The sequence below is a fragment of the Myroides pelagicus genome, from assembly GCF_009711055.1.
GTDB lineage: Bacteria > Bacteroidota > Bacteroidia > Flavobacteriales > Flavobacteriaceae > Flavobacterium > Flavobacterium pelagicum.
Window position 1 is genome coordinate 32061 of record NZ_WMJY01000002.1, and the last position, 21495, is coordinate 53555.

Annotated in this window: 22 protein-coding genes; 18 read left to right on the forward strand and 4 right to left on the reverse strand. The window is 34.2% G+C overall.

Features of this window, described 5'->3' with window-relative positions; translation table 11 throughout:
* The 10 genes from GJV77_RS01190 (at nucleotide 1) to GJV77_RS01235 (ending at nucleotide 8490) form a co-directional block, all read left to right on the forward strand.
* Entirely contained in the window at nucleotides 1-483 is a 483-nt protein-coding gene (locus tag GJV77_RS01190) for a PH domain-containing protein (protein ID WP_155034535.1), read from the forward strand.
* A 368-nt stretch (nucleotides 484-851) separates the two neighbouring features.
* On the forward strand, nucleotides 852-1442 hold the full coding sequence (locus tag GJV77_RS01195; RefSeq protein WP_317162540.1) for a DUF6266 family protein: 591 nt from the start codon (nucleotides 852-854) through the stop codon (nucleotides 1440-1442).
* A gap of 116 nt (nucleotides 1443-1558) precedes the next feature.
* Nucleotides 1559-2644 carry a diphosphomevalonate/mevalonate 3,5-bisphosphate decarboxylase family protein gene (locus GJV77_RS01200; RefSeq protein WP_155034536.1) on the forward strand — a complete coding sequence of 362 codons (1086 nt, stop codon included), beginning with the start codon at nucleotides 1559-1561 and terminating at the stop codon, nucleotides 2642-2644.
* A gap of 63 nt (nucleotides 2645-2707) precedes the next feature.
* Entirely contained in the window at nucleotides 2708-3121 is a 414-nt protein-coding gene (locus GJV77_RS01205; protein WP_155034537.1) for a hypothetical protein, read from the forward strand.
* 36 nt (nucleotides 3122-3157) lie between these two features.
* Nucleotides 3158-3751 carry a penicillin-binding protein activator LpoB gene (locus GJV77_RS01210; RefSeq protein WP_155034538.1) on the forward strand — a complete coding sequence of 198 codons (594 nt, stop codon included), beginning with the start codon at nucleotides 3158-3160 and terminating at the stop codon, nucleotides 3749-3751.
* A 13-nt stretch (nucleotides 3752-3764) separates the two neighbouring features.
* On the forward strand, nucleotides 3765-5198 hold the full coding sequence (locus GJV77_RS01215; protein ID WP_155034539.1) for a COG3014 family protein: 1434 nt from the start codon (nucleotides 3765-3767) through the stop codon (nucleotides 5196-5198).
* 3 nt (nucleotides 5199-5201) lie between these two features.
* Entirely contained in the window at nucleotides 5202-5555 is a 354-nt protein-coding gene (locus GJV77_RS01220) for a cysteine-rich CWC family protein (protein WP_155034540.1), read from the forward strand.
* Between the two features lie 71 nt (nucleotides 5556-5626).
* A complete protein-coding gene (locus GJV77_RS01225) occupies nucleotides 5627-6565 on the forward strand; it encodes a mevalonate kinase family protein (RefSeq protein ID WP_155034541.1) in 939 nt (312 codons plus the stop codon).
* A 48-nt stretch (nucleotides 6566-6613) separates the two neighbouring features.
* Nucleotides 6614-7537 carry a geranylgeranylglycerol-phosphate geranylgeranyltransferase gene (locus GJV77_RS01230; RefSeq protein ID WP_155034542.1) on the forward strand — a complete coding sequence of 308 codons (924 nt, stop codon included), beginning with the start codon at nucleotides 6614-6616 and terminating at the stop codon, nucleotides 7535-7537.
* A gap of 74 nt (nucleotides 7538-7611) precedes the next feature.
* On the forward strand, nucleotides 7612-8490 hold the full coding sequence (locus GJV77_RS01235; protein ID WP_155034543.1) for a pseudouridine synthase: 879 nt from the start codon (nucleotides 7612-7614) through the stop codon (nucleotides 8488-8490).
* A gap of 36 nt (nucleotides 8491-8526) precedes the next feature.
* On the opposite strand, the gene GJV77_RS01240 is transcribed toward GJV77_RS01235, so the two are convergent.
* Complete coding sequence (locus GJV77_RS01240; RefSeq protein ID WP_155034544.1) at nucleotides 8527-9258, reverse strand: pirin family protein; 732 nt, start codon at nucleotides 9256-9258, stop codon at nucleotides 8527-8529.
* Nucleotides 9259-9421: 163 nt separating this feature from the next.
* Nucleotides 9422-10687 carry an acetyl-CoA hydrolase/transferase family protein gene (locus GJV77_RS01245; protein ID WP_155034545.1) on the reverse strand — a complete coding sequence of 422 codons (1266 nt, stop codon included), beginning with the start codon at nucleotides 10685-10687 and terminating at the stop codon, nucleotides 9422-9424.
* 168 nt (nucleotides 10688-10855) lie between these two features.
* Between GJV77_RS01245 and map the strand changes: the two genes are divergently transcribed.
* The 6 genes from map (at nucleotide 10856) to pruA (ending at nucleotide 16779) form a co-directional block, all read left to right on the forward strand.
* Complete coding sequence (gene map, locus GJV77_RS01250; RefSeq protein WP_155034546.1) at nucleotides 10856-11674, forward strand: type I methionyl aminopeptidase; 819 nt, start codon at nucleotides 10856-10858, stop codon at nucleotides 11672-11674.
* An 18-nt stretch (nucleotides 11675-11692) separates the two neighbouring features.
* Nucleotides 11693-12463 (forward strand): class I SAM-dependent methyltransferase, encoded by a 771-nt coding sequence (locus tag GJV77_RS01255; protein WP_155034547.1) that lies wholly within the window; start codon nucleotides 11693-11695, stop codon nucleotides 12461-12463.
* A gap of 104 nt (nucleotides 12464-12567) precedes the next feature.
* A complete protein-coding gene (hxpB, locus tag GJV77_RS01260) occupies nucleotides 12568-13242 on the forward strand; it encodes a hexitol phosphatase HxpB (protein ID WP_162853980.1) in 675 nt (224 codons plus the stop codon).
* 13 nt (nucleotides 13243-13255) lie between these two features.
* Nucleotides 13256-14509, forward strand: coding sequence for a type IX secretion system plug protein (locus GJV77_RS01265; protein WP_155034549.1), 1254 nt, complete (start codon nucleotides 13256-13258; stop codon nucleotides 14507-14509).
* Between the two features lie 185 nt (nucleotides 14510-14694).
* The gene (gene apaG / locus GJV77_RS01270; RefSeq protein WP_155034550.1) at nucleotides 14695-15081 is read left to right on the forward strand and encodes a Co2+/Mg2+ efflux protein ApaG; all 387 of its coding nucleotides are present in this window, start codon (nucleotides 14695-14697) and stop codon (nucleotides 15079-15081) included.
* 72 nt (nucleotides 15082-15153) lie between these two features.
* Nucleotides 15154-16779, forward strand: coding sequence for an L-glutamate gamma-semialdehyde dehydrogenase (gene pruA, locus GJV77_RS01275; RefSeq protein ID WP_155034551.1), 1626 nt, complete (start codon nucleotides 15154-15156; stop codon nucleotides 16777-16779).
* A gap of 114 nt (nucleotides 16780-16893) precedes the next feature.
* Here pruA and rsmG read toward each other — a convergent pair whose 3' ends face one another.
* A complete protein-coding gene (rsmG, locus tag GJV77_RS01280; RefSeq protein ID WP_155034552.1) occupies nucleotides 16894-17523 on the reverse strand; it encodes a 16S rRNA (guanine(527)-N(7))-methyltransferase RsmG in 630 nt (209 codons plus the stop codon).
* 118 nt (nucleotides 17524-17641) lie between these two features.
* On the opposite strand from rsmG, the gene GJV77_RS01285 reads away from it, so the two are divergent.
* Nucleotides 17642-18832 (forward strand): pyridoxal phosphate-dependent aminotransferase, encoded by a 1191-nt coding sequence (locus GJV77_RS01285; RefSeq protein WP_155034553.1) that lies wholly within the window; start codon nucleotides 17642-17644, stop codon nucleotides 18830-18832.
* A gap of 45 nt (nucleotides 18833-18877) precedes the next feature.
* A complete protein-coding gene (locus GJV77_RS01290; RefSeq protein ID WP_162521548.1) occupies nucleotides 18878-19456 on the forward strand; it encodes a Crp/Fnr family transcriptional regulator in 579 nt (192 codons plus the stop codon).
* Nucleotides 19457-19528: 72 nt separating this feature from the next.
* Here the strand turns inward: GJV77_RS01290 and gpmI are convergent, their stop codons facing one another.
* Complete coding sequence (gpmI, locus tag GJV77_RS01295) at nucleotides 19529-21046, reverse strand: 2,3-bisphosphoglycerate-independent phosphoglycerate mutase (RefSeq protein ID WP_155034554.1); 1518 nt, start codon at nucleotides 21044-21046, stop codon at nucleotides 19529-19531.
* Nucleotides 21047-21495 lie beyond the last annotated feature (449 nt).

Below are 21495 nucleotides of genomic sequence, written 5' to 3' on the forward strand. Positions count from 1 at the left end.
ATGAAATATAATTATTACAATATCAGTAGTCGAATTATTCTCCTTATTATTAGTATAGGGCCTTTTTTAGGAGCAGGTCTTTATTTCTTAATTCAAGGAGTAGGTATTGCTAAAATAATGTCTGTTTTTTTATTCTTTTTATTTTTAGTGTTCTTCTATAAGTCAATGTGTATGAATGTAACAATTGACGAAGAAGGAATCACTTATAAAAGTTTATTTAAACAACAAACTTTTGGATGGGAACAAGTACACGATGTGTTAATTGTAGTTCGTCAGCGACGTTCAGTTCCTGATTATTACAAATTTTCGGATTGGTTTGGAGCTGGGTATTATGGAAAAAGTTATTTTATTTTGTTTCGAACTACTCCGGCGTTTCCGGAGAATCCAATGTTTATGTTCAGTGCCCCTGTGGGGCCGCATTATATAAGTGTGCAGTACAGGAAAGGTATGGAAGATTTAGTGGATAAATATTTAGATCAATAGTCAAACAGGTGTTCTTCTTTGTTTGTGTACGTTTTTGATTGTTCGACTTTTATGGGGGTATTTTAGGAGATTCGGTGTCTATATGCTTTTTTGTCGAAGGAATGTGCTAATATACTTTGGGCTATCCTCTATAGGAATGTTCGTGAAACCAGAGGCTAGAAGATCAAAAAACAAATAGTGTAATACAAATAATGAAACTTTTTAAATAATAATTCTTCTCTAAAACGTTTTTACTGACATCGTCATAGGTGTAATAAATACACTATCTTACAGATAACAAATAATAGATTTACCTTGCCAATAAAAAATGGCAGAAGCAAAAAAAGGAATTTTAGGTGGTGTCACTGGTAAAGTTGGACCTGTGGTAGGTGTTCAGTGGCGTAATAGTTTTTTTTTGGAGGAGTAAAGCAGAGCGTAGTAATAAGTCTGCTACTGAGAAGCAATTACTTCAACAAGCAAAAATGACATTAGTCTCTTCATTTTTAGCGAAGGCAAGGTCATTTATTAACAGGTATAATCCTAAGGTTATGGGTAAAAAGTCTTTGATAAATGGTGTTGAGCAGCAATCTTCACATTTGTTAAAGCGAGGTGTAGGAATACAAGATAATAAACCTTATTTATTTCTTAATCTAGTGACTATGTCTATAGGTTCACTTCCTGTCGCTTATATCAATAGGATCACTATACTAAGTGATGGGCAAGTAGAGATAGTGTGGGAGGACAATAGTTTTAACGGGATTACAATGGATACGTACCTGTTATCTGTGGTGTTATTTCATCCGGATCTAGAGGAACTTCATATCTGTGAGGATGTCGGACAGCGCGTAGATAAATTAGGGTATATCAGCTTACCAAATCATTGGACGAGTAGTATTATACATGTCTGGACAATGTGGAAGAACAGTGAAGAAACACTTAATAGTACTAGTGTATATTATCAGATTTATAGTGAAATTTAGTATAGGAAGTTGTTGTTTTGTGTGTTGTGTAAAAGGAGAATTTAGTTACTTTTTTATGGAATAGATGAGGTATCAATAAAAGATAGTATTTTTGTCTTTCAAGAAATAAAAAAACAATGAAGATAGAAGATTTTATATATAGTCATGAAATAGATTTGTCAGCTGTACAAACAGGTAGCCTTACGTGGAGCGCTCCTAGTAATATTGCTTTGGTAAAATACTGGGGTAAAGTAGGAGATCAAATACCTGCAAATCCATCGTTGAGTTTTACTTTGTCAAAATGCAAAACAATTACAACTCTTGATTATAGTGTAAAGTCTGAGAAGGGGATAAGTTTTGATTTATTGTTTGAAGGACAACCTAAAGAGGACTTTAAGCCTAAAGTTCAAAAATTCTTTGAACGCATAGTAAAGTATTGTCCTTATATAGAGCAATATCACTTTGTGATTGATACAACAAACACTTTTCCTCATAGTTCAGGAATTGCTTCGTCTGCATCTGGAATGGCGGCTATGGCAGTAAATATAATGTCGCTTGAGAAAGAATTAAATCCAGTGATGAGTGAAGAATATTTTAATCAAAAAGCTTCATTTTTGGCTCGATTGGGGTCTGGTAGTGCTTGTAGGAGTGTGAGTGGCAGTGTAGTTGTTTGGGGAACACAAGAAGACGTATCGGGTAGTTCAGATCTGTATGGAGTAGAATTTCCTTATAGTTTACACGAGAATTTTAAAGGGTACCGCGATGTAATTTTGCTGGTTGATAAAGGAGAGAAACAAGTTTCGAGTACTTTAGGGCATAACTTAATGAATGGTCATCCATATGCGGAGCAACGTTTTGCTCAAGCGCATGAGAACATGACAAAATTAAGAGCAATTCTAGAACAAGGAAATATTCCGGAATTTATTGCGTTAGTAGAAAGTGAAGCTTTGACTCTTCATGCAATGATGATGACTTCAATGCCTTATTTTATTTTAATGAAGCCTAATACCCTTCAAATAATAGAAAAAATATGGGCATTTAGAGAAAAAACGAGTATACCTGTTTGTTTCACCTTAGATGCAGGGGCTAATGTACATGTTTTGTTCCCTAAAGATAATGAGCGTTTTGTCATGGATTTTATCAATGAAGAGTTAGCAGTATTTTGCGAGAATGCACAATATATAGCAGATGAAATGGGAGCGGGAGCTATACGTATTAAATAATTTTTGTACCTTTATATAGTGGTATATTTATTGTCTAATGTTTAATAAACTAAAATATTGGTTATGAAAAATTGGATTAAAATATTTGGAATAGCATTAGGATTGTTGTCTGTAGGACAAACAGTCCATGCACAAGAGTTAGTAGAAGATCAGAATCCAGACTACAGAAATAGTATGTATAAGTATGTGGCAATCTCGGATTCATTGACTACTACATTAAGTACGACTATACAAGATACTTATAAAGCATACGATTGGTATGAAGTGAAGCAAGAGCGAAAAGCACAGCGAAAACTTTGGAGACATGAAGAACGTATGACAAGAGCAAAGTATGGAAGAAGCTATTATAACGATTACTATGGCAATGGATATAATGGCTATTACAATAGTTACTATAATAATGGTTATAACAACAGTTGGAATTGGTTTAGACCAAGTATTGGATTTAAAACAGGTAATTGGTTCTTCTCAATTTAGAATTGAATCTATCAGAAAAATTAAATAAAAAAAACTATGCAAATGAAACGTATTGCGTTAGCAGCAATCTTAGCAGTGTCAGGATTGTTTATATCGTCTTGTGGACGTCAAGTAACTAGAGTAAGCACAGATGAAACAATCGATATCAGTGGTCGTTGGAATAATACAGATTCAAGAGAAGTTGCTCAACAAATGACTAGACAGATTATGGAAGGGCCTTGGATTTACAATTTTCAAGATGAAAATGAAGGAAAACGTCCTGTGGTTATTGTAGGTATGGTATACAACAAAAGTCATGAGCATATTGAAGCAGAAACTTTCGTAAAAGATATCGAACAAGCATTTATTCAAACACAGCGTGTACGTCTTGTACAAGGTGGGAAAAAACGTGAAGAGTTAAGAGGTGAGCGTGCTGACCAACAGACTAATGCATCTGTATCTTCAATGAAAAAATTTGGTTTAGAACAGGGAGCGGATTTTATGCTTCAAGGTTCTATTAATTCAATTGTTGATGCACATAAAAAACAAAAGGTAGTTTATTATCAAGTTAATTTAGAGTTGACTAATATTCAAACAAATGAAGTGGTTTGGGTAGGAGATAAGAAAATTGCTAAATATGTAAAACGTTAATAAATAGACATTCATGGTTTTAGGTAGAACCATTGATATAATGCAAAGAACATCAGTGCTTATTGTGCTGATGTTCTTCCTATTTGGATGTGCATCGTATCACGATAGAATTACGGATTATTATACCAAAGTAGGAGCGGGTGATTATGTGGAGGCAGAAAAGGCTTTGGATAAAAATTCATTGATTCAGAAAGACAGGAATAAACTTCTTTTTTTAATGGAGAAGGGAAGGTTGGCGCATTTGAAAGGAGCTTATGAAGAAAGCAATACCTATTTTAATGAGGCGGATCTTCTAATAGAGGATGCGGTCACGAAAGTAGGAGATGTTGCTGTAGGATTATTCTTGAATTCAATGTCTCAAAGTTATAAAGGAGAAGAGTTTGAGATTTTTATGATTCACTATTATAAATCTTTAAACTATTTATACTTAGGGCTTAGTCAGGAGGCATTAGTAGAAGCTAGACGAATTACATTACAGAATTATTCTCAGGGAGATAAGTATAAGGATAAGTCAACAAGGTATTCAAAAGATGCGTTCTCCTTAATTTTACAAGGTATGATATACGAATCAACGGGTAACTATAATGATGCTTTTATTTCTTATCGAAACGCGGTTGAGGTGTATAAAACGAGTAAAGGTACTTACTACGGTGTTTCTATGCCTGAACAGTTGAAGCACGATGTGATACGCTTAGCAGCCTATAATGGTTTTACAGGAGAACAACGTGCTTATGAAAAAGAGTTCGGGATCAAGGCGAATGCTGATAAGTCAAAAGAAGGTCGTGAGTTAGTTTTGTTTTGGGAAAATGGTATGGCACCCATAAAGGAAGAAGAGAATGTTATTTTTACACTAGTAGAAGGAGAGAAGGGAAGTTTGTTTTTTACCAATGCTCTAGGGATAATGATTCCAATTGACTTAGGTATTAGTGGAAGTACATCATTTAATGGGGTACACAGTTTAAACATAGCATATCCCAAATACATAGTTCAACCAACGCCTTATTTTAGTGCGTTTGTAAAAGACTCTAAGGGCGATACGAAACAATTACAATTAGTAGAAGATATTGATGCTTTGGCTGTTATGACTTTAAAGGAAAGAGCAGGTAAGGAATTAGGAAAGATACTTACTCGTATGGCTGTTAAGAAATCAGCGGAATATGCCTTAAAAGCAGCAGCTAAGTCGAATGGGCAAAACGGCGATGCAAATGCAGTGTTAGAGGGGATCGGTTTTGGAGTGCAATTGTTTAATATGCTTTCAGAGAAAGCGGATACAAGAAACTGGCAATCCATTCCAGCAAAGATTAGTTATGTTCGTTTGCCTTTACAATCTGGTGAGAATACGATTGATGTAGTTATGGAACGTCCTTCAGGACAACGGACTACACATAGTATAACTCTTGACGGAAAAAAGGGAATTCAGTTTTATAATTTTGCTACAATGCGCTAAGAAATGGAAAAGAATAAAGTATGTACCCATTGTAAACAAGAAATAGTGTGTAAGGCTGATGACATTGTCAATTGTGCATGTTCTCAAGTAGAGCTAGCTGAAACAACACGTATTTTCTTAAAACAGAGTTATCACAAATGTCTGTGTAATTCATGTCTAGAGAAGTTTAATGAACTCGTTCTTTCTGCTAAAGGGAAGGAGTTGCCAACGCGCAGGAGTGAGATGGTAGAAGGTTTACATTACTATATTGAAAATGGTTATTTTGTCTTCACAGAATACTATCATTTACTAAAAGGATATTGCTGTCAAAACGGGTGTAGACATTGTGTTTATGGCTTTAAAAACAGATATTTATAAAAAATAATACAAATTAATACTCATGTGTTTTATATTGATTACTTTTGCAAAGTAAAATTTACAAATTAGCTATGAAAGGACCTTTATTTTATTCAAAAATACTTCTATTTGGTGAGTATGGAATTATCAAAGATTCGAAAGGATTGTCTATTCCTTACAACTTCTATAATGGAGCATTGAAGGTAGAAGAAAACTTAGAAGGGTTTGCTTTAAAGTCAAACGAGAGTTTGCGTAATTTTGCATTCTATTTAAAGGATTTACAAGAAGGAGAGCCTAGCTTGGTTCAATTTAATATTGACGAGTTATTGACTGATATTAATAACGGTTTATATTTTGATTCAAGTATCCCACAAGGGTATGGTGTAGGAAGTAGTGGTGCTTTGGTAGCAGCGATTTATGATCAATACGCTAAAGATAAAATCACTGTTTTAGAGAATTTAACGAAGGATAAGCTTTTAGCTCTAAAAGGCATTTTTGGAAAAATGGAGTCTTTTTTTCATGGAACAAGTTCAGGATTAGACCCATTAAATAGTTATCTGAGCTTACCGATCTTAATCAACTCTAAAGATAATATTGAGCCTGCAGGGATTCCTTCACAAATAGTTGATGGTAAAGGAGCTGTATTTTTGATTGATAGTGGTATAGTTGGTGAAACCGCTCCGATGATCACAATCTTTATGGAGAAGTTGAAAGACCATGGGTTTAGAAATGTTTTGAAAGAGGAGTTTATTAAACATACAGATAATTGTGTAGAAAACTTTTTAAAGGGAGACTTCAAAAGTTTGTTCAGCAATACAAAGCAATTGTCTTCCGTAGTGTTTAATCACTTTAAACCAATGATACCAGAGCAATTTCATCAAGTATGGCAAAAAGGTATTGAAACAAACGATTACTATTTGAAGTTGTGTGGGTCAGGAGGTGGAGGATATATTCTTGGATTTACTCCTGATATAGACAAAGCAAAAGAATCACTGAAAGACTATGAGCTAGAGGTAGTCTATCAGTTTTAGAAATATAGTTATAACCTTTCGCAAGAGCGATTAAAACAAGCCTAATTTATGTTATCTAGGAAAAATAAAGTACTGTTAGCTAAAATTTTCAGCTTGTTCTCTGTTGTGAGAGGTTATAATATTTTGATAATTGTCATCGCTCAATATTTGGCGTCAATATTTATATTTGCGCCTGAATTAAGAGCATTAGATGTGCTTTTGGATTGGCGATTATTTCTAATTATATTTTCATCTTCCTTAGCAATCGCAGGAGGGTATATCATTAATAACTTTTACGATGCTGAAAAAGATCTGATTAATAGACCATTTAAGTCTATGGTAGATCGACTAGTTAGTCAAGCAACAAAACTACGTGTATATTTTGCATTAAACTTTGTGTCTGTAGTTTTGCTCTTACCGGTGTCTGTTCATGCATCAGTTTTTTTTGCTCTATATATTTTTCTACTTTGGTTTTATTCACATAAATTGAAAAAGTATCCATTGATAGGGAATATAATGGCTTCATTGTTAGCAATCTTACCGTTCTTCGGTATTTTTATGTATTTCCAATCCTATCATATAGGTGTATTTATACATGCTTTCTTTTTATTCATGATTATTTTTACTCGTGAAATTTTGAAAGATATGGAGAATATTAGAGGGGACTTTGCTAATAATTATCAGACATTGCCCGTTCGTTTTGGTGAATCTTATACAAAAAGAGTTGTCACTGTATTAGTATTTATTTCATTCATTCCTATAATTGTACTAACAACCTATATGGATATTGGCTATATGAATTATTATTTCTATAGTAGTATGGTTGTTTTGGTTTTGTTTTTGATTCTTTTGTGGAAAGTGAATACAATAGAGGAATATCATAAACTTCACATCTGTTTGAAGTTATTAATTCTACTTGGAGTATTTTCTATTGTATTAATAAAACCTGAAGTTATAGCAAGTGGTCAGACCTTGTTAAGAGAAACTTTGTAAGTTTCCTCACTAAATTTCGCAACACATCTAGTTGAAATATTAAGTTTAATTATCTTTGCAAAAATAATTTATATATGAATAACGGTAAGTCAAATTCGAGAAACAGTAATAAACCACGTGGGGGTAAGAGTACCGATAAGAAAAAATCTTTTAAAGGAGGTGCTAGTGAAGGAAAGAAGTTATTTGGTAAATCGAATAAGCCATTTGACAAAAAGCCTAAACCTGTTAAACAAGTAAAAGAATCGGAGGATATTCGATTGAATAAATATATTGGAAATTCAGGCATATGTTCTCGTAGAGAAGCAGACGTATATATTGTGTCTGGTAATGTAAAAGTGAATGGAGAAGTAATCACAGAGTTAGGTTATCGAGTAAAGCCTACAGATGTTGTGAACTTTGATGGAACTGTCATTACTCCAGAAAAACGTGTATATGTGCTATTGAATAAACCTAAAGGTTTTTCGACTATTAATGAAGAGATTATTAGTCCAGAAAACGTATTGTCATTGATAAAGGGTAGTTCAAAATATCCTGTAGCACCAGTAGGAAGAATGGATAAAACAACCTTAGGATTAATGTTGTTTACAAATGATACGAACCTATTGCAGAAGTTGAATTCACCAGAACAAAGAAGTTCTAAAATGTATCAAGTTTCGATTGATAAGAATTTAAAATACGACGATTTAGAAAAAATCCAAAAAGGGGTATATATCGATGAGCGTAGAGTTTTTGTTGAGGAAATAGCTTATGTAGAGGATCAACCGAAAACAGAGATTGGTATCAAGTTAAAAGCCTCGAATGTTAAGTTGGTACGTGCTATTTTTGAAAGCTTAGGGTATAATGTAATCAAAGTAGATCGCGTAATGTATGGACAATTGACTAAATGGAATTTACCAAGAGGTAAATGGAGATTCTTGACAGAAGAGGAAGTTCGTAACTTGAAAAATGGTTAAATAAATAATAATAAGCTCGGCATTTACCGAGCTTATTTATTTTAGGTAATCGGGTAATTCCATAGGAATATCCATTAGCAATATTTTTGCATTTTCTGTAGCTGAAAGTGTGATTTCGTCTTTTTCTATAATACCTATTGCATCTCTTCTCCCTAAAGATGTATTTTCAATAAATATACTTCCTTCTAATACGAAAAGATATAAGCCATTATTTTTCTCTTTTTTAGTATACTCTAATTGTTTGTCTTTATCTAGGTCAGCAAGAGAAAACCAAGCATCTTGATGAATCCAAACACCGTTATCATCAGGATTAGGTGATAATATTTGATCCCATTTGTTAAGTCTGTTTTCTGGATTGAGAGTAATTTGATCATACCGAGGTTTCACATTTAATTTGTTTGGGAATAGCCAGATTTGTAAAAACTGGGAAGGTACGTCGTCATTAGGATTAAATTCACTATGGTTAATACCAGTGCCAGCACTCATTATTTGTATTTCTCCTGTTTTAATAATCGTTCCATTGCCAATACTGTCTTTATGAGAGAGTTCGCCACTTAGTGGGATTGAAATGATTTCCATATTATCATGAGGATGAGTTCCAAACCCCATACCAGGAGCCACCAAGTCATCATTGAGAACTCTTAGTACTCCAAAGTGTACTCTATCTTCATTTTTATAATTAGCAAAGCTAAATGTATGATATGATTTTAGCCAACCATGATCTGCATAACCTCTACTATTGGCTCTGATAATAATATTGTTTTTCATAGTTCTCTCATGTTTTGTTATTCTAGACAAAGATAGCTTAAGCTTTACAGATTATACTTAATGTGGGTTAAGAATGGCAGGCTTATATCTACTTATAATAAGCAAAAAAAACGAGCAACTTATGTTTTAAGTTGCTCGTTATCGTTTATTAGAAATAGAGAGTTTATCTAATAGATTGATAATACTCTTTTACAATGTCTTCTCTAAAGTTAGGATGAGCAATATTTGCTAAGGCTTGTACGCGTTGATCAATAGACTTGCCTCTAAGGTCAGCTACTCCGAATTCAGTAACAACGAATTGAGCATGCGCACGAGAAGTAACTACACCAGCACCCGCTTTTAAAGCAGGTACTATTTTATTTTTTCCTTTTTTAGTAGTTGCAGATAAGGCTATGATGGCTTTACCTCCTTTACTCATCGTAGCTCCTCTCATAAAGTCAACTTGTCCTCCAACTCCAGAGTATAAGCGATGACCAATTGAGTCAGCACAGATTTGTCCTGTCACGTCAATCTCAACAGCAGAGTTAATTGCAACTACGTTAGGGTTTTGTCGAATGATAAAAGGATCATTTGTATGTGAGCATTCTTTGAAAACAAAGAAAGGATTGTCATTGATATAATTATATAGTTTTTCTGTACCAACACAGAAAGTAGACATTGCTTTATTGTTGGTAGTTTTTTGTCTAGAACAGTCTAAAGCACCTGCTTCAATTAAGTCAATAACACCGTCGGCAAACATTTCAGTATGTAAACCTAGGTATTTGTGATTTTTTAATTTTTGTAATACAGCTTCAGGTATTGAACCAATCCCCATTTGTAGAGTACTACCATCTTCAATCATTTCAGCGATGTATGCTCCAATTTTGTCTTCAGCATCACTGATCGTGGCAGAATATTCTGTCAAGATAGGTGTGTCATATTCTACCATTACATCAATGTGAGAAGAGTGAATAGTAGCATCACCGAATGTGCGAGGAAGGTATTTGTTTACTTGTGCAATAACTAATTTTGCGTTAGCAATAGCTGCAGGCTCTGCTACTACTGAAGGACCTAAAGAACAGAAACCATTAGCATCAGGTGTTGAGACTTGTAGAAGTACCACATCTAAAGCAACTAAATTTTCTCTAAATAGCTTAGGTAACTCACTTAGAAAAACAGGTGTATACGTACCGTTACCTGCTTTAATTGTATGTCTAACGTTACCTCCAATAAAGAATGAGTTTACTTTGAAACTATCTTTAAATTTTGGATCAGCATAAGGTGCTTTTCCTAAGGTATGAATATGACAAAATTCAACATTGGATAGCTCATCTGCTCTTTCAACAATAGCATCTATCAAGTGATTAGGTGTAGATGCTACAGAGTGTACATATATTCGGTCGTTAGATTTAATTAATTTGGCTGCTTGTACGGCGGTCAAGTTTTTCATCAGTGTGTATTGTAAAAAAAATTAATACTCTAATTGTTTCCGCTAGGGAATAAAATAAATTGGACTAATTTACGCTTTTGTCGATGATTCCCAAAGTAAAAACTATAGGTATTCATTTTTTTCATTGAATCTAATGATGTAATTTTGTAAGACAAAAAAATACAAGGTATGATTATTCCAAAAACTCAAGAAGAAATAGAGTTAATGAGACAAAGCGCCCTTTTAGTTTCTAAGACATTAGGGATGCTAGCAACCGAACTAAAGCCAGGAGTAACGACTTTAGAATTAGATAGAAAAGCAGAAGAATTCATTAGAGATCATGGAGCTGTTCCTGGTTTCAAAGGTTTGTATGGATGTCCTTCTACTATTTTGACAAGTGTTAATGAGCAGATTGTTCATGGACTACCTACAGATAAGCCGATTGAAGAAGGAGATATTGTATCAATAGATTGTGGTACAGTGATGAATGGATTTTATGGTGATCATGCTTATACTTTTGAAGTAGGAGAGGTAGATGCAGAAGTTAAGCGTTTACTACAAGTAACAAAGGAGTCACTTTATGTAGGTATTCGCGAATTTCGTATAGGAAACCGTGTAGAAGATGTCGGAAGTGCTATTCAAAGATATTGTGAAGCAGAAGGATATACAGTAGTACGTGAATTAGTAGGACACGGATTGGGTCGTAAAATGCATGAGTCTCCTGAAATGCCAAACTATGGTAAACCAGGTAGAGGTAAGAAATTTATCGAAGGACAAGTTGTTGCTATTGAACCAATGATCAACTTAGGAACGCGTAATATTAAACAACTAAATGATGGTTGGACAATTGTTACACGTGACGGTAAGCCATCAGCTCATTTTGAGCACGATGTGGCTATGGTAAACGGTAAACCAGAATTGTTATCTACTTTCCAATACATTTATCAAGCATTGGGTATTACTAGTAATGAAGAAGATGAGTTTAGAGCAAAACCATTAGTTCTTTAGTATACTCTTGTTTGTTTTATGAAAAAAATATTCAAAGCAATACTAAACATAGTACCTCGGCCGATTCTCATTCGGCTGAGTTATATTGTTCGTCCTGTTTTGGCTTTGTACTTAAAAGGCAGTACGTATACTGACCCAATTGACGGTAAGAGTTTTCGTTCATTTTTACCGTATGGATATGCCAAACAACGATCAAATGTACTATCACCTAGTACACTTTCTTTGGAAAGACATCGTTTGTTGTGGCTTTATTTGCAGAATGAAACAGACTTTTTTAAAAAATCAAAATTAGTGTTGCACTTTGCGCCTGAACAAGCATTCTATAAGCGCTTTAGGAAGCAAAAAAACTTAACTTATACTACGACTGATTTAGAGTCTCCTTTAGCAGATGTGAAAGCTGATATCTGTAACTTGCCTTTTAAGGATAATAGTTTTGATGTGATTTTTTGTAATCATGTCTTAGAACATATCCCAAATGACACAAAAGCAATGACTGAATTGTATCGTATATTAAAGCCTGGGGGAATGGGGATTTTTCAAGTGCCCCAAGATTTGAATAGAACTGTTACTTTTCAAGATGATTCTATTACTGATCCCAAAGAACGCACACGTATATTCGGCCAATATGATCATGTTCGTATATATGGGCAGGATTATTTTGATAAATTGAGAAAGGTAGGTTTTCGAGTAGAGGAAGTAGATTATACTACTACATTTTCTAAAGAAGATATAGAACGATATTGTTTAGCTGCAGGTGAGATTATTCCTGTATGTTTTAAAGATATATAGAATTGTTATGCTCCTATAGGAGCATTTTTTATTTTATGTAGAGTTCAAGTTAGGCCTAAATATTTCTGTATCTTCGTATGGTATTCAATGAAATGATTAAAACTATGATAGATACTGTAATATTTGATATGGATGGAACTCTAATTGATTCCGAAAAGTTTTGGCAACAAGCAGAACGAGAGATTTTCACAAGTCTTGGAGCTGTATGGAAAGAGGAAATAGCCAATCAAACTACAGGGAAAACAGTACGAGAGGTATCGGAATTGTGGTATAGCCTTTATCCTTGGGAAGGACGTACTTTTGATCAAGTAGAACAAGATGTCATTGATCGAGTAGGAGTCCTTATGCAACAAGATGGCCGGGCAAAAGAAGGGGTTTTGGAAACGCTTGAATTTCTTTGTGAGAGTGGTATTAAGATTGGTCTAGCTACGAATTCTCCTGTCCAATTAATTCATATCGCCCTAGAGAAGTTAGGTATTTCAAAGTATTTTGAAACATTAGTATCTGCCTTCGATGTCCCTGAAGGGAAGCCTGCTCCAGATGTTTATCTTAAAGCTGCGAAAGACTTAGGGTCATTACCTAAGAATTGCATAGCTGTAGAGGACTCTATTACAGGGTCAAAAGCGGGTAGCAATGCTGGAATGACTGTTGTAGCAATACCTGATAACCTTCCGTTTGATGACATTCGTTTTGACTTTGTTGATTACAAATTGCATAGTATGAAAGAGTTTTCGGATCGCATAAGTGGTGTTTTAAAAAAAGGTATATTAGAGTCTTAAAAAAAATATCATTATGTCATTACGCGTCTTTTTTTCTATTATTGCTTTACTCTTAATGATTGTGACTCGTGGACAAGTGCCTCAAAACAAGACGGCGGACTATATTAAATCAGCTGGTTTTGTAAGAGGAAACCAATCTACTTTTCCTCACTTTAAACTGGGAGAATCATTTACTTTAGAGTTTGATGATCTGTATGCAGATGAAGGTAATTACTATTATCGTGTCATTGCTTATAATTATGATTGGTCACCTTCTGACTTGCGTAAGATTGAATATGTAACAGGAATGGACAATCAACGTATTCGTACGTATGAAAATTCATTCAATACTTTACAGGATTATACACATTACTCTTTAACTCTTCCTAATACACAGTACTCAATAACGAAGAGTGGTAATTATACTTTGGAGATTTACGATGATAATAATGAAGTTGTCATTCGTAGAAAGTTTGTTTTGTATGAAGATGCAATCAATGTACCTATTCAAGTAAAACGTACGAGAAACTTGGAGTTTTATGATACTAAGCAACGACTTGAATTCACGGTGCCATTAGGGGATGTAGAATATCAGAATCCTTTAAAAAATATAAGAGTGGCCATTTTTCAAAATGGTCGTTGGGATACATTCTTGAAAGATATTACTCCTCAATATACAGTTGCTACTGATTTAGTTTATAAGTATGATGCAGAAACACAGTTTTGGGGGGATAATCAATATTTGAATTTTGACAATAGTGATATTCGTCAAGTTAATAATATGATTGGCGCAACTAATGTAACGAATGGAATATACAATACTTATTTACATATTAATGATAGTCGTCGCGATAAGACTTATACTTATTTTCCAGATTTGAATGGACATTTTTATCCGAGAACAATTAATAAGTTTAAAAAAGTAGCAATTGAGGGTGAGTATAGTTGGGTTTATTTTACTTATAGTCCACCTCTTGATATGCCTGTGGGATCAGATTACTATGTTACAGGAATGTTTAATGATTATGAATTGACTGCTACAAATAAGTTGGAGCTTAATGATGAGACTGGATTGTATGAGAAAGCTATTCTAATCAAACAGGGTTTTACCAATTTTAAATATACAGTAACGGTAAATGGAAAAGTAGCTCCAGAATGGAATGCAGATGGAAACTTTGCTTTTACGACTAATACTTACCAAGTTATCGTTTATTACAGAGGAACATTAGATAGGTATGACAGAGCGATAGGATACGGTTTTGTCAATGCACAAGATATTACTTATTAATGCGTCTTTAGTAGGATTAATTCTCTACAAACGACAGTAGTCGCTAAACTGACTGAAGTATTGGATTTTTAGTCTTTTTACTGTAAAAGGTTTTTTTATCATTTACTTTAAAAGCATTTTAACCTTATTCATTGTGGATTCTATAAGTAAATGTTTAGTTTTGAACTGTCATTATAGCAATAATTATGATTACGAAGGTAACCAAAGGGGTGAAGATATCTGTTAAGACGAACTACGAAGGGAGTTTTTACAGAAAAAATAAGCTTAGTTATGCTTTTACATATGAAATAACTATTGAAAATAATTCCGATAGAATGATTCAAATTGATTCCCGATTTTGGAAGATATTTGATGTGTCTAAAGGGTATGAGTACATTGAAGGAGACGGTATAGTTGGTAAGCAACCAATTTTGCTCCCCAATGATGTACACAGCTATCAAAGTGGGTGTGTTTTAAGTTCAGCTATGGGATCTATGGAAGGAAACTATCTTGTGGAAGATTTAATTGATAAGGAGCAGTTTAAAGTGGTTATACCTCGCTTTCAATTGATCGCACCATTTAGTATGAACTAAACATTATATCCTTATTTTTTATATATATTTGTAATAATTCAATTTTTAATAAACTACATAAACTTTAAAAATATGCCAAAAGGAATCTACAATGTTCCCAAAGCTTTTAACGAGCCTGTAAAAACATATGCTCCAGGGACTAAAGAGAGAGAATTAACTTTAAACTCTTTCAAAGAGCAATATAATTCTCAAGTTGATATTCCATTATATATCGGTGGAGAAGAAATTAGAACCGGAAATACAAAAGACTTATTTCCTCCTTTTGATCACAAACATAAATTAGGTGTTTATCATCAAGCGGACAAAGCTTTAGTTGAGAAAGCAGTTTCTACAGCATTGGAGGCTAAAAAGAAATGGGCAGCTATGCCATGGGAGCACAGAGCTTCTATTTTCTTAAAAGCAGCTGAGTTATTAGCAGGACCATACCGTGCAAAAATCAATGCAGCAACAATGATTGCTCAAGCAAAAACGCTTCACCAAGCGGAAATTGATTCAGCATGTGAGTTTATTGACTTCTTAAGATTTAATGTAGAGTATATGACTCAGATTTATTCAGAACAACCAACGTCTACTGATGGTGTTTGGAATAGGTTAGAGCACAGACCATTAGAAGGGTTTGTATACGCTATTACTCCATTTAACTTTACTGCAATTGCTGGTAACTTACCTACTTCTGTAGCTATGATGGGTAACGTAGTTGTATGGAAACCATCTGCAACTCAAATTTACTCTGCTAGAGTAATTGTTGAGGTGCTTAAAGAAGCTGGTCTTCCTGACGGTGTAATTAACGTAGTATATGGTAATTCAGCAATGATTACAGATACTTTATTAGCAAGTCCTGACTTTGCGGGTATTCACTTTACAGGTTCTACAGGAGTATTTAATAGTATGTGGGCTAAAATTGGTCAAAACATTAATAACTATAAGACTTACCCAAGAATTGTTGGTGAGACTGGTGGTAAAGATTTCGTAGTTGCACATCCATCTGCTTGTCCAAAAGAGGTTGCTGTGGCATTGACTAGAGGAGCTTTTGAATATCAAGGACAAAAATGTTCGGCTGCTTCTAGAGCGTATGTTCCTGCTTCTATGTGGAATCAAGTGAAAGATTATATGGCTGCTGATTTAGCTACGATTAAAATGGGAACTCCAGAAGACCCTACAAACTTTGTGTCTTCAGTTATTTCTGAAGGTTCTTTCGATAAATTGGCTAAAGCGATTGATGAAGCAAATGCTGCATCTGATGCTGAAGTTGTATTAGGAGGTAAATATGATAAGTCTGTGGGATATTTTATTGAGCCTACAGTTATTTTAACTTCTAACCCTAAATATGATACAATGCAAACTGAGTTGTTTGGACCTGTATTAACTATCTATGTTTACGAAGATACTAAATGGGAAGAAACTTTAAAATTAGTTGATGAAACTTCAGCTTATGCATTGACAGGGGCTATTTTTGCTAAATGTCGTTATGCAGTAGTTGAAGCTACTAAAGCTTTAGAAAATGCTGCTGGTAATTTCTATATCAATGACAAACCAACAGGTGCTGTTGTAGGACAACAACCTTTCGGTGGTGCTAGAGCATCTGGTACTAACGATAAGGCTGGATCTATCTTGAACTTACTTCGTTGGGTATCTCCTAGAACGATTAAAGAAACTTTCGTTCCTGCAACTGATTATAAATATCCATTCTTAGGATAATCTATATTTAGAATACAAAAAAGACCTCTCAAAAGAGGTCTTTTTTTTGCATATAGTATAAATAAAAAGGCAAGTCTAATATGACTCGCCTTCATTATTTCTAGGTGATTTCTTCTATCCTTTGTATTTTAAAGGTAAATACACTACTTTTTTTGTATCGAAAAATTCATCATCAAAAATATTCTTCAATTCGAATTCGACAGCTTTAGGAAAGTCCTTTAACTCTTCTGTTAGGTCTCCTCCTTTTAGGTAGAGAATACCATTCGTAAATTCGTGATTGTTCTCTTTCTTAGTTTTATGTCTAATCCAGCTTACAAAGTCTGGCATATTGGTCACTGCACGACTTACGATGAAGTCAAACTTCTCATCAACTGTTTCAGCTCTTTTTTGTTCAGCAACAACATTCTTTAATTCTAAAGCATTGATAACTTCGTTAACAACGCGTATTTTTTTTGCGATAATATCTATTAGGTAGAATTTTGTTTCGGGATATAAAATAGCTAAAGGAATCCCTGGGAATCCTCCCCCAGTACCAACATCTAATATTGAGGCACCTGGTAAAAACTCCATCACTTTAGCAATGCCTAAAGAATGCAAAACGTGTTTTGTATATAATTCGTGTATATCTTTTCGCGAGATTACATTAATCTTAGCGTTCCATTCAGTATATACTTCCTCTAGTTTTTCGAACTGTGAAATCTGTTCAGGTGTTAGATTTGGAAAATGTTTTAAAATTTCTTCCATGACTTAAATTTTGGTAAAAGTAGCCTTTTTATGGGGAAAAATTTAATAGAAAAAGAAAATATGAAGTATTATTAATTACCTTTGGTAGGTTAAGAATAAAAAAGTAACTGTATTTGGCATGAATAATAAGTTTTTATCTGATAGAATCCAAAGTCTTACAACTTCTCAGACTTTGGCAATGGCTGCAAAAGCTAGAGAATTAAAATCACAAGGGAAAGACATTATCAGTCTTAGTTTAGGAGAACCAGACTTTAATGCTCCCGAATTTATTAAGGATTCAGCTATACAGGCTATTAAAGAGAACTATAGTAAATATCCTCCAGTAGATGGTTACCCTGAGTTAAAAGAAGCAATTAGCAAAAAGTTTAAAAGAGATAATAATTTGAATTATTCTCCTAGCCAGATTGTTGTTTCTACTGGGGCTAAACAATCATTGTACAATGTAGCTCAAGTAATGATTAACCCTGGTGATGAAGTGGTTATTCCAGCTCCATATTGGGTTAGTTACGCTGAGATTGTAAAGATTGCAGGTGGTATTCCAGTTGAAGTTACGACGTCTATTGATAGTGATTTTAAAATTACTCCAGCACAACTGGATCAAGCGATTACACCAAAGACAAAAATGATCTGGTTCTGCTCTCCTTGTAATCCTAGTGGATCTGTTTACAGTAAAGAAGAGTTTGAAGCTTTAGCAGAGATATTGAATAAGTATCCTGATGTTTTTATTTTATCAGATGAGATTTACGAACATATCAACTTTACAGGTTCGCATTGTAGTATTGGTACAATAGGTAATTTGAACGAACGTACAATTACAGTAAATGGTATTGCTAAGGCATTTGCTATGACAGGATACCGTATTGGTTATATTGGTGCGCCTGAGTTCATTGCTAAAGCATGTACTAAAATTCAGGGACAAGTAACTTCAGGTGCCAATAGTATTGCTCAACGTGCTACTATAACGGCTTTAGAAGCTGATCCTAGTGTATTAAACGAGATGGTACAAGCTTTTAAAAATAGAAGAGACTTAGTTGTAGGCTTATTACGTGACATTCCTGGTGTAAAGATTAACGTTCCAGAGGGAGCTTTCTATGTATTCCCAGATATTTCAGCTTTCTTTGGTAAGACACTAAATGGGGTGCATATAAAAGATGCTAATGACTTTTCAATGTATTTACTTGACAAAGCAAATGTTGCAACAGTAACAGGTGAAGCTTTCGGTAATCCAAACTGTGTACGGATGTCTTATGCGACTAGCGAAGACCAATTGAAAGAAGCATTCAGAAGAATTAGAGAAGTACTTGTTTAATGTTAATTAATTGACTCTTTTTAAAGAGTAATTTATTCATTTAGTGTGGATTTATTATTAAAGAACATAGCAAATCATATACACCTGACTAAGGAAGAAGAAGCAATTGTCTTAGCTTCATTCGAAACAGTTAAGGTACCGGCTAAGTCAATGATATTGAAAGCAGGGGAGGTTTGCGTTTCGTCTTCATTTGTTCTTTCGGGTATTTTACGAAATTATTGTGTCGATGAACAGGCTGTTGAGCACACGATGAGCTTTGCGACGACAAACTGGTGGGTGGCTGATATGTATAGTTTTTTATCTCAGAAAGAGGGAGGGTCTTATATAGAGGCTGTTGAAGATGCAATTATCATGACACTAACGCGAGAAAACCAAATAAAATTATTTGATCACGTACCTAAAATGGAAAGGTATTTTCGTATCTTGATTGAACGATCATTAGTAGCAAATCAACAAAGGCTAATGGATAACCTATCTTTACCTGCAGAGATTAGGTATGAGCACTTCTGTCAGCGATATGCGACTATCAAGTATGCTCTACCTCAAAAACAGATTGCTTCATACTTAGGGATAACTCCTGAGTTTTTCAGTAAAATGAAAAAGCGAATGTTGACAGGTAAATAAAATATATGTCTATTTTTTAATGTGTTTTATAAATAAAAAGACCATGCTCTAATTAGCATGGTCTTTTTTGTTTTATACCAGTGAATATCTTGTCATCTCTTTTGGTTGTTCTACCCCGATTAACTTTAATATGGTAGGAGCTAAATCTCCAAGTACTCCATTTTTAATCTCTTTAATATCCTTATCAACTAAGATAATTGGAACAGGATTGGTGGTATGAGCAGTATTTGGTGTCCCATCAGGATTAATCATTACTTCACAGTTACCGTGATCAGCTAATATGATTACTGTGTATTCATTTTCAATAGCAGTTTCTACTACTTCTTTCACACATTGGTCTACCGCTTCACAAGCTTGAATAGCCGCACTCATTACTCCCGTATGTCCTACCATGTCCCCATTAGCAAAATTAAGACATACAAAGTCAGCTTCTCGCTTACGTAATTCAGGTATAAGTGCATTCTTAAGATCATAAGCACTCATTTCAGGCTTTAAATCATAAGTTGCTACTTTGGGTGAAGGACATAAAATACGTTGCTCTCCGTCGAATGGCAATTCTCTACCTCCAGAGAAGAAGAAAGTTACGTGTGGATATTTTTCAGTTTCAGCAATGCGTATTTGTTTTTTATTGTGTTTTTCTAGTACTTCACCTAGTGTATTTTCTAAGTTTGCCTTGTCATATACAACATGAACATTTTTAAAGGTATCATCATAGTTTGTCAATGTAACAAAATACAACGGTAATTTGTGCATATCTTGTTCTGGGAAATCTTCTTGAGAAAGTACTTGTGTTAATTCACGTCCACGGTCAGTACGGAAGTTGAAAAAGATTACCACATCATCAGCTTCTATATTACCTATTGGTTTGTCATTTGTGTCAACGATTACTACTGGTTTTAAGAATTCATCAGTAATGTCGTTTGCATAACTTTGTTGTACAGCTTCGACTGGATTAGTAGCATGAGTTCCTTGTCCATTGACAAGTAAGTGGTAGGCAAGAGCAACGCGTTCCCATCTTTTATCTCTATCCATCGCGTAGTATCTACCTACGAGAGAAGCTAATTTCGCTGTAGTGCCAACGAGTTTTTCTTCTAACTCTGCTACGTGCTTAACACCTGACTTTGGATCTACATCTCTACCATCAGTAAAAGCATGTATAAATACGTTTTCAACTTGTGCGTCACTAGCAGCTTTTACTAATCCATATAAGTGTTGTTCATGCGAATGGACACCACCATCTGAAAGTAGACCTAAGAAATGAACTTTTTTATTGTTTTTCTTAGCATATTCAAAGGCATTTTGTAATTCAATTTCTTTTGCAATATCATTACTTTCAACAGCCATATTGATTTTTACTAAGTCTTGGTAGACTATTCTACCAGCACCAAGGTTCATGTGACCAACTTCAGAGTTTCCCATCTGCCCTTCAGGAAGACCTACATTTAAACCATCTGTTAGAACATAAGTATTTGGATATTTTTGATATAGAGAATCAATATAAGGAGTATTTGCGTGTTCGATAGCTGATACTTTTGGATCTTGTGTTTGTCCCCAACCATCTAAAATCATTAAGATTACCTTTTTATTCATAGCTATATAATATTTAATCGTGTATGTAGTACAAAGTTACGTATTCCTTAGCCGAAGTGCATAATGAATGAGCTAAATACTTTATTTAAATGTTAGTTTTATTTTGAAGTTAGCCTTGTACTGATTAGTTTGTTTTTATACTATGTATTGGACAAATAGTCGAAGTAATTGATATTTAAATGATCGTATTTGTATTAGAGCGTGAAACCTAGTTAGGTAGCAAAGTCTAGGTAGCAAAGTCTAGGTGTAAAGTCTAGGTGTAAAGTCACCAGTAAATCTATTACTGTAATTTTTGATTGGGATAGGTTTGCTAGTGTCTATATAGTCTTCATTTTTAGAGCGCCATACAGAAGTAATCATCATTAATATGACTAGTTTTTCAAGGTTGATAATTTTTTGTAAGAGTTTATCTACTTTGATCAATCTACTTGTTTTGAGAGTCTTAAATA

What these genes read in the sequence shown, in the direction of transcription:
- GJV77_RS01190 (WP_155034535.1), top strand. Translation starts at nt 1, where the DNA reads ATGAAATATAATTATTACAATATCAGTAGTCGAATTATTCTCCTTATT.
- GJV77_RS01200 (WP_155034536.1), top strand. Translation starts at nt 1,559, where the DNA reads ATGAAGATAGAAGATTTTATATATAGTCATGAAATAGATTTGTCAGCT.
- GJV77_RS01205 (WP_155034537.1), top strand. Translation starts at nt 2,708, where the DNA reads ATGAAAAATTGGATTAAAATATTTGGAATAGCATTAGGATTGTTGTCT.
- GJV77_RS01210 (WP_155034538.1), top strand. Translation starts at nt 3,158, where the DNA reads ATGCAAATGAAACGTATTGCGTTAGCAGCAATCTTAGCAGTGTCAGGA.
- GJV77_RS01215 (WP_155034539.1), top strand. Translation starts at nt 3,765, where the DNA reads ATGGTTTTAGGTAGAACCATTGATATAATGCAAAGAACATCAGTGCTT.
- GJV77_RS01220 (WP_155034540.1), top strand. Translation starts at nt 5,202, where the DNA reads ATGGAAAAGAATAAAGTATGTACCCATTGTAAACAAGAAATAGTGTGT.
- GJV77_RS01225 (WP_155034541.1), top strand. Translation starts at nt 5,627, where the DNA reads ATGAAAGGACCTTTATTTTATTCAAAAATACTTCTATTTGGTGAGTAT.
- GJV77_RS01230 (WP_155034542.1), top strand. Translation starts at nt 6,614, where the DNA reads ATGTTATCTAGGAAAAATAAAGTACTGTTAGCTAAAATTTTCAGCTTG.
- GJV77_RS01235 (WP_155034543.1), top strand. Translation starts at nt 7,612, where the DNA reads ATGAATAACGGTAAGTCAAATTCGAGAAACAGTAATAAACCACGTGGG.
- GJV77_RS01240 (WP_155034544.1), bottom strand. Translation starts at nt 9,258, where the DNA reads ATGAAAAACAATATTATTATCAGAGCCAATAGTAGAGGTTATGCAGAT.
- GJV77_RS01245 (WP_155034545.1), bottom strand. Translation starts at nt 10,687, where the DNA reads ATGAAAAACTTGACCGCCGTACAAGCAGCCAAATTAATTAAATCTAAC.
- map (WP_155034546.1), top strand. Translation starts at nt 10,856, where the DNA reads ATGATTATTCCAAAAACTCAAGAAGAAATAGAGTTAATGAGACAAAGC.
- GJV77_RS01255 (WP_155034547.1), top strand. Translation starts at nt 11,693, where the DNA reads ATGAAAAAAATATTCAAAGCAATACTAAACATAGTACCTCGGCCGATT.
- hxpB (WP_162853980.1), top strand. Translation starts at nt 12,568, where the DNA reads ATGATAGATACTGTAATATTTGATATGGATGGAACTCTAATTGATTCC.
- GJV77_RS01265 (WP_155034549.1), top strand. Translation starts at nt 13,256, where the DNA reads ATGTCATTACGCGTCTTTTTTTCTATTATTGCTTTACTCTTAATGATT.
- apaG (WP_155034550.1), top strand. Translation starts at nt 14,695, where the DNA reads ATGATTACGAAGGTAACCAAAGGGGTGAAGATATCTGTTAAGACGAAC.
- pruA (WP_155034551.1), top strand. Translation starts at nt 15,154, where the DNA reads ATGCCAAAAGGAATCTACAATGTTCCCAAAGCTTTTAACGAGCCTGTA.
- rsmG (WP_155034552.1), bottom strand. Translation starts at nt 17,523, where the DNA reads ATGGAAGAAATTTTAAAACATTTTCCAAATCTAACACCTGAACAGATT.
- GJV77_RS01285 (WP_155034553.1), top strand. Translation starts at nt 17,642, where the DNA reads ATGAATAATAAGTTTTTATCTGATAGAATCCAAAGTCTTACAACTTCT.
- gpmI (WP_155034554.1), bottom strand. Translation starts at nt 21,046, where the DNA reads ATGAATAAAAAGGTAATCTTAATGATTTTAGATGGTTGGGGACAAACA.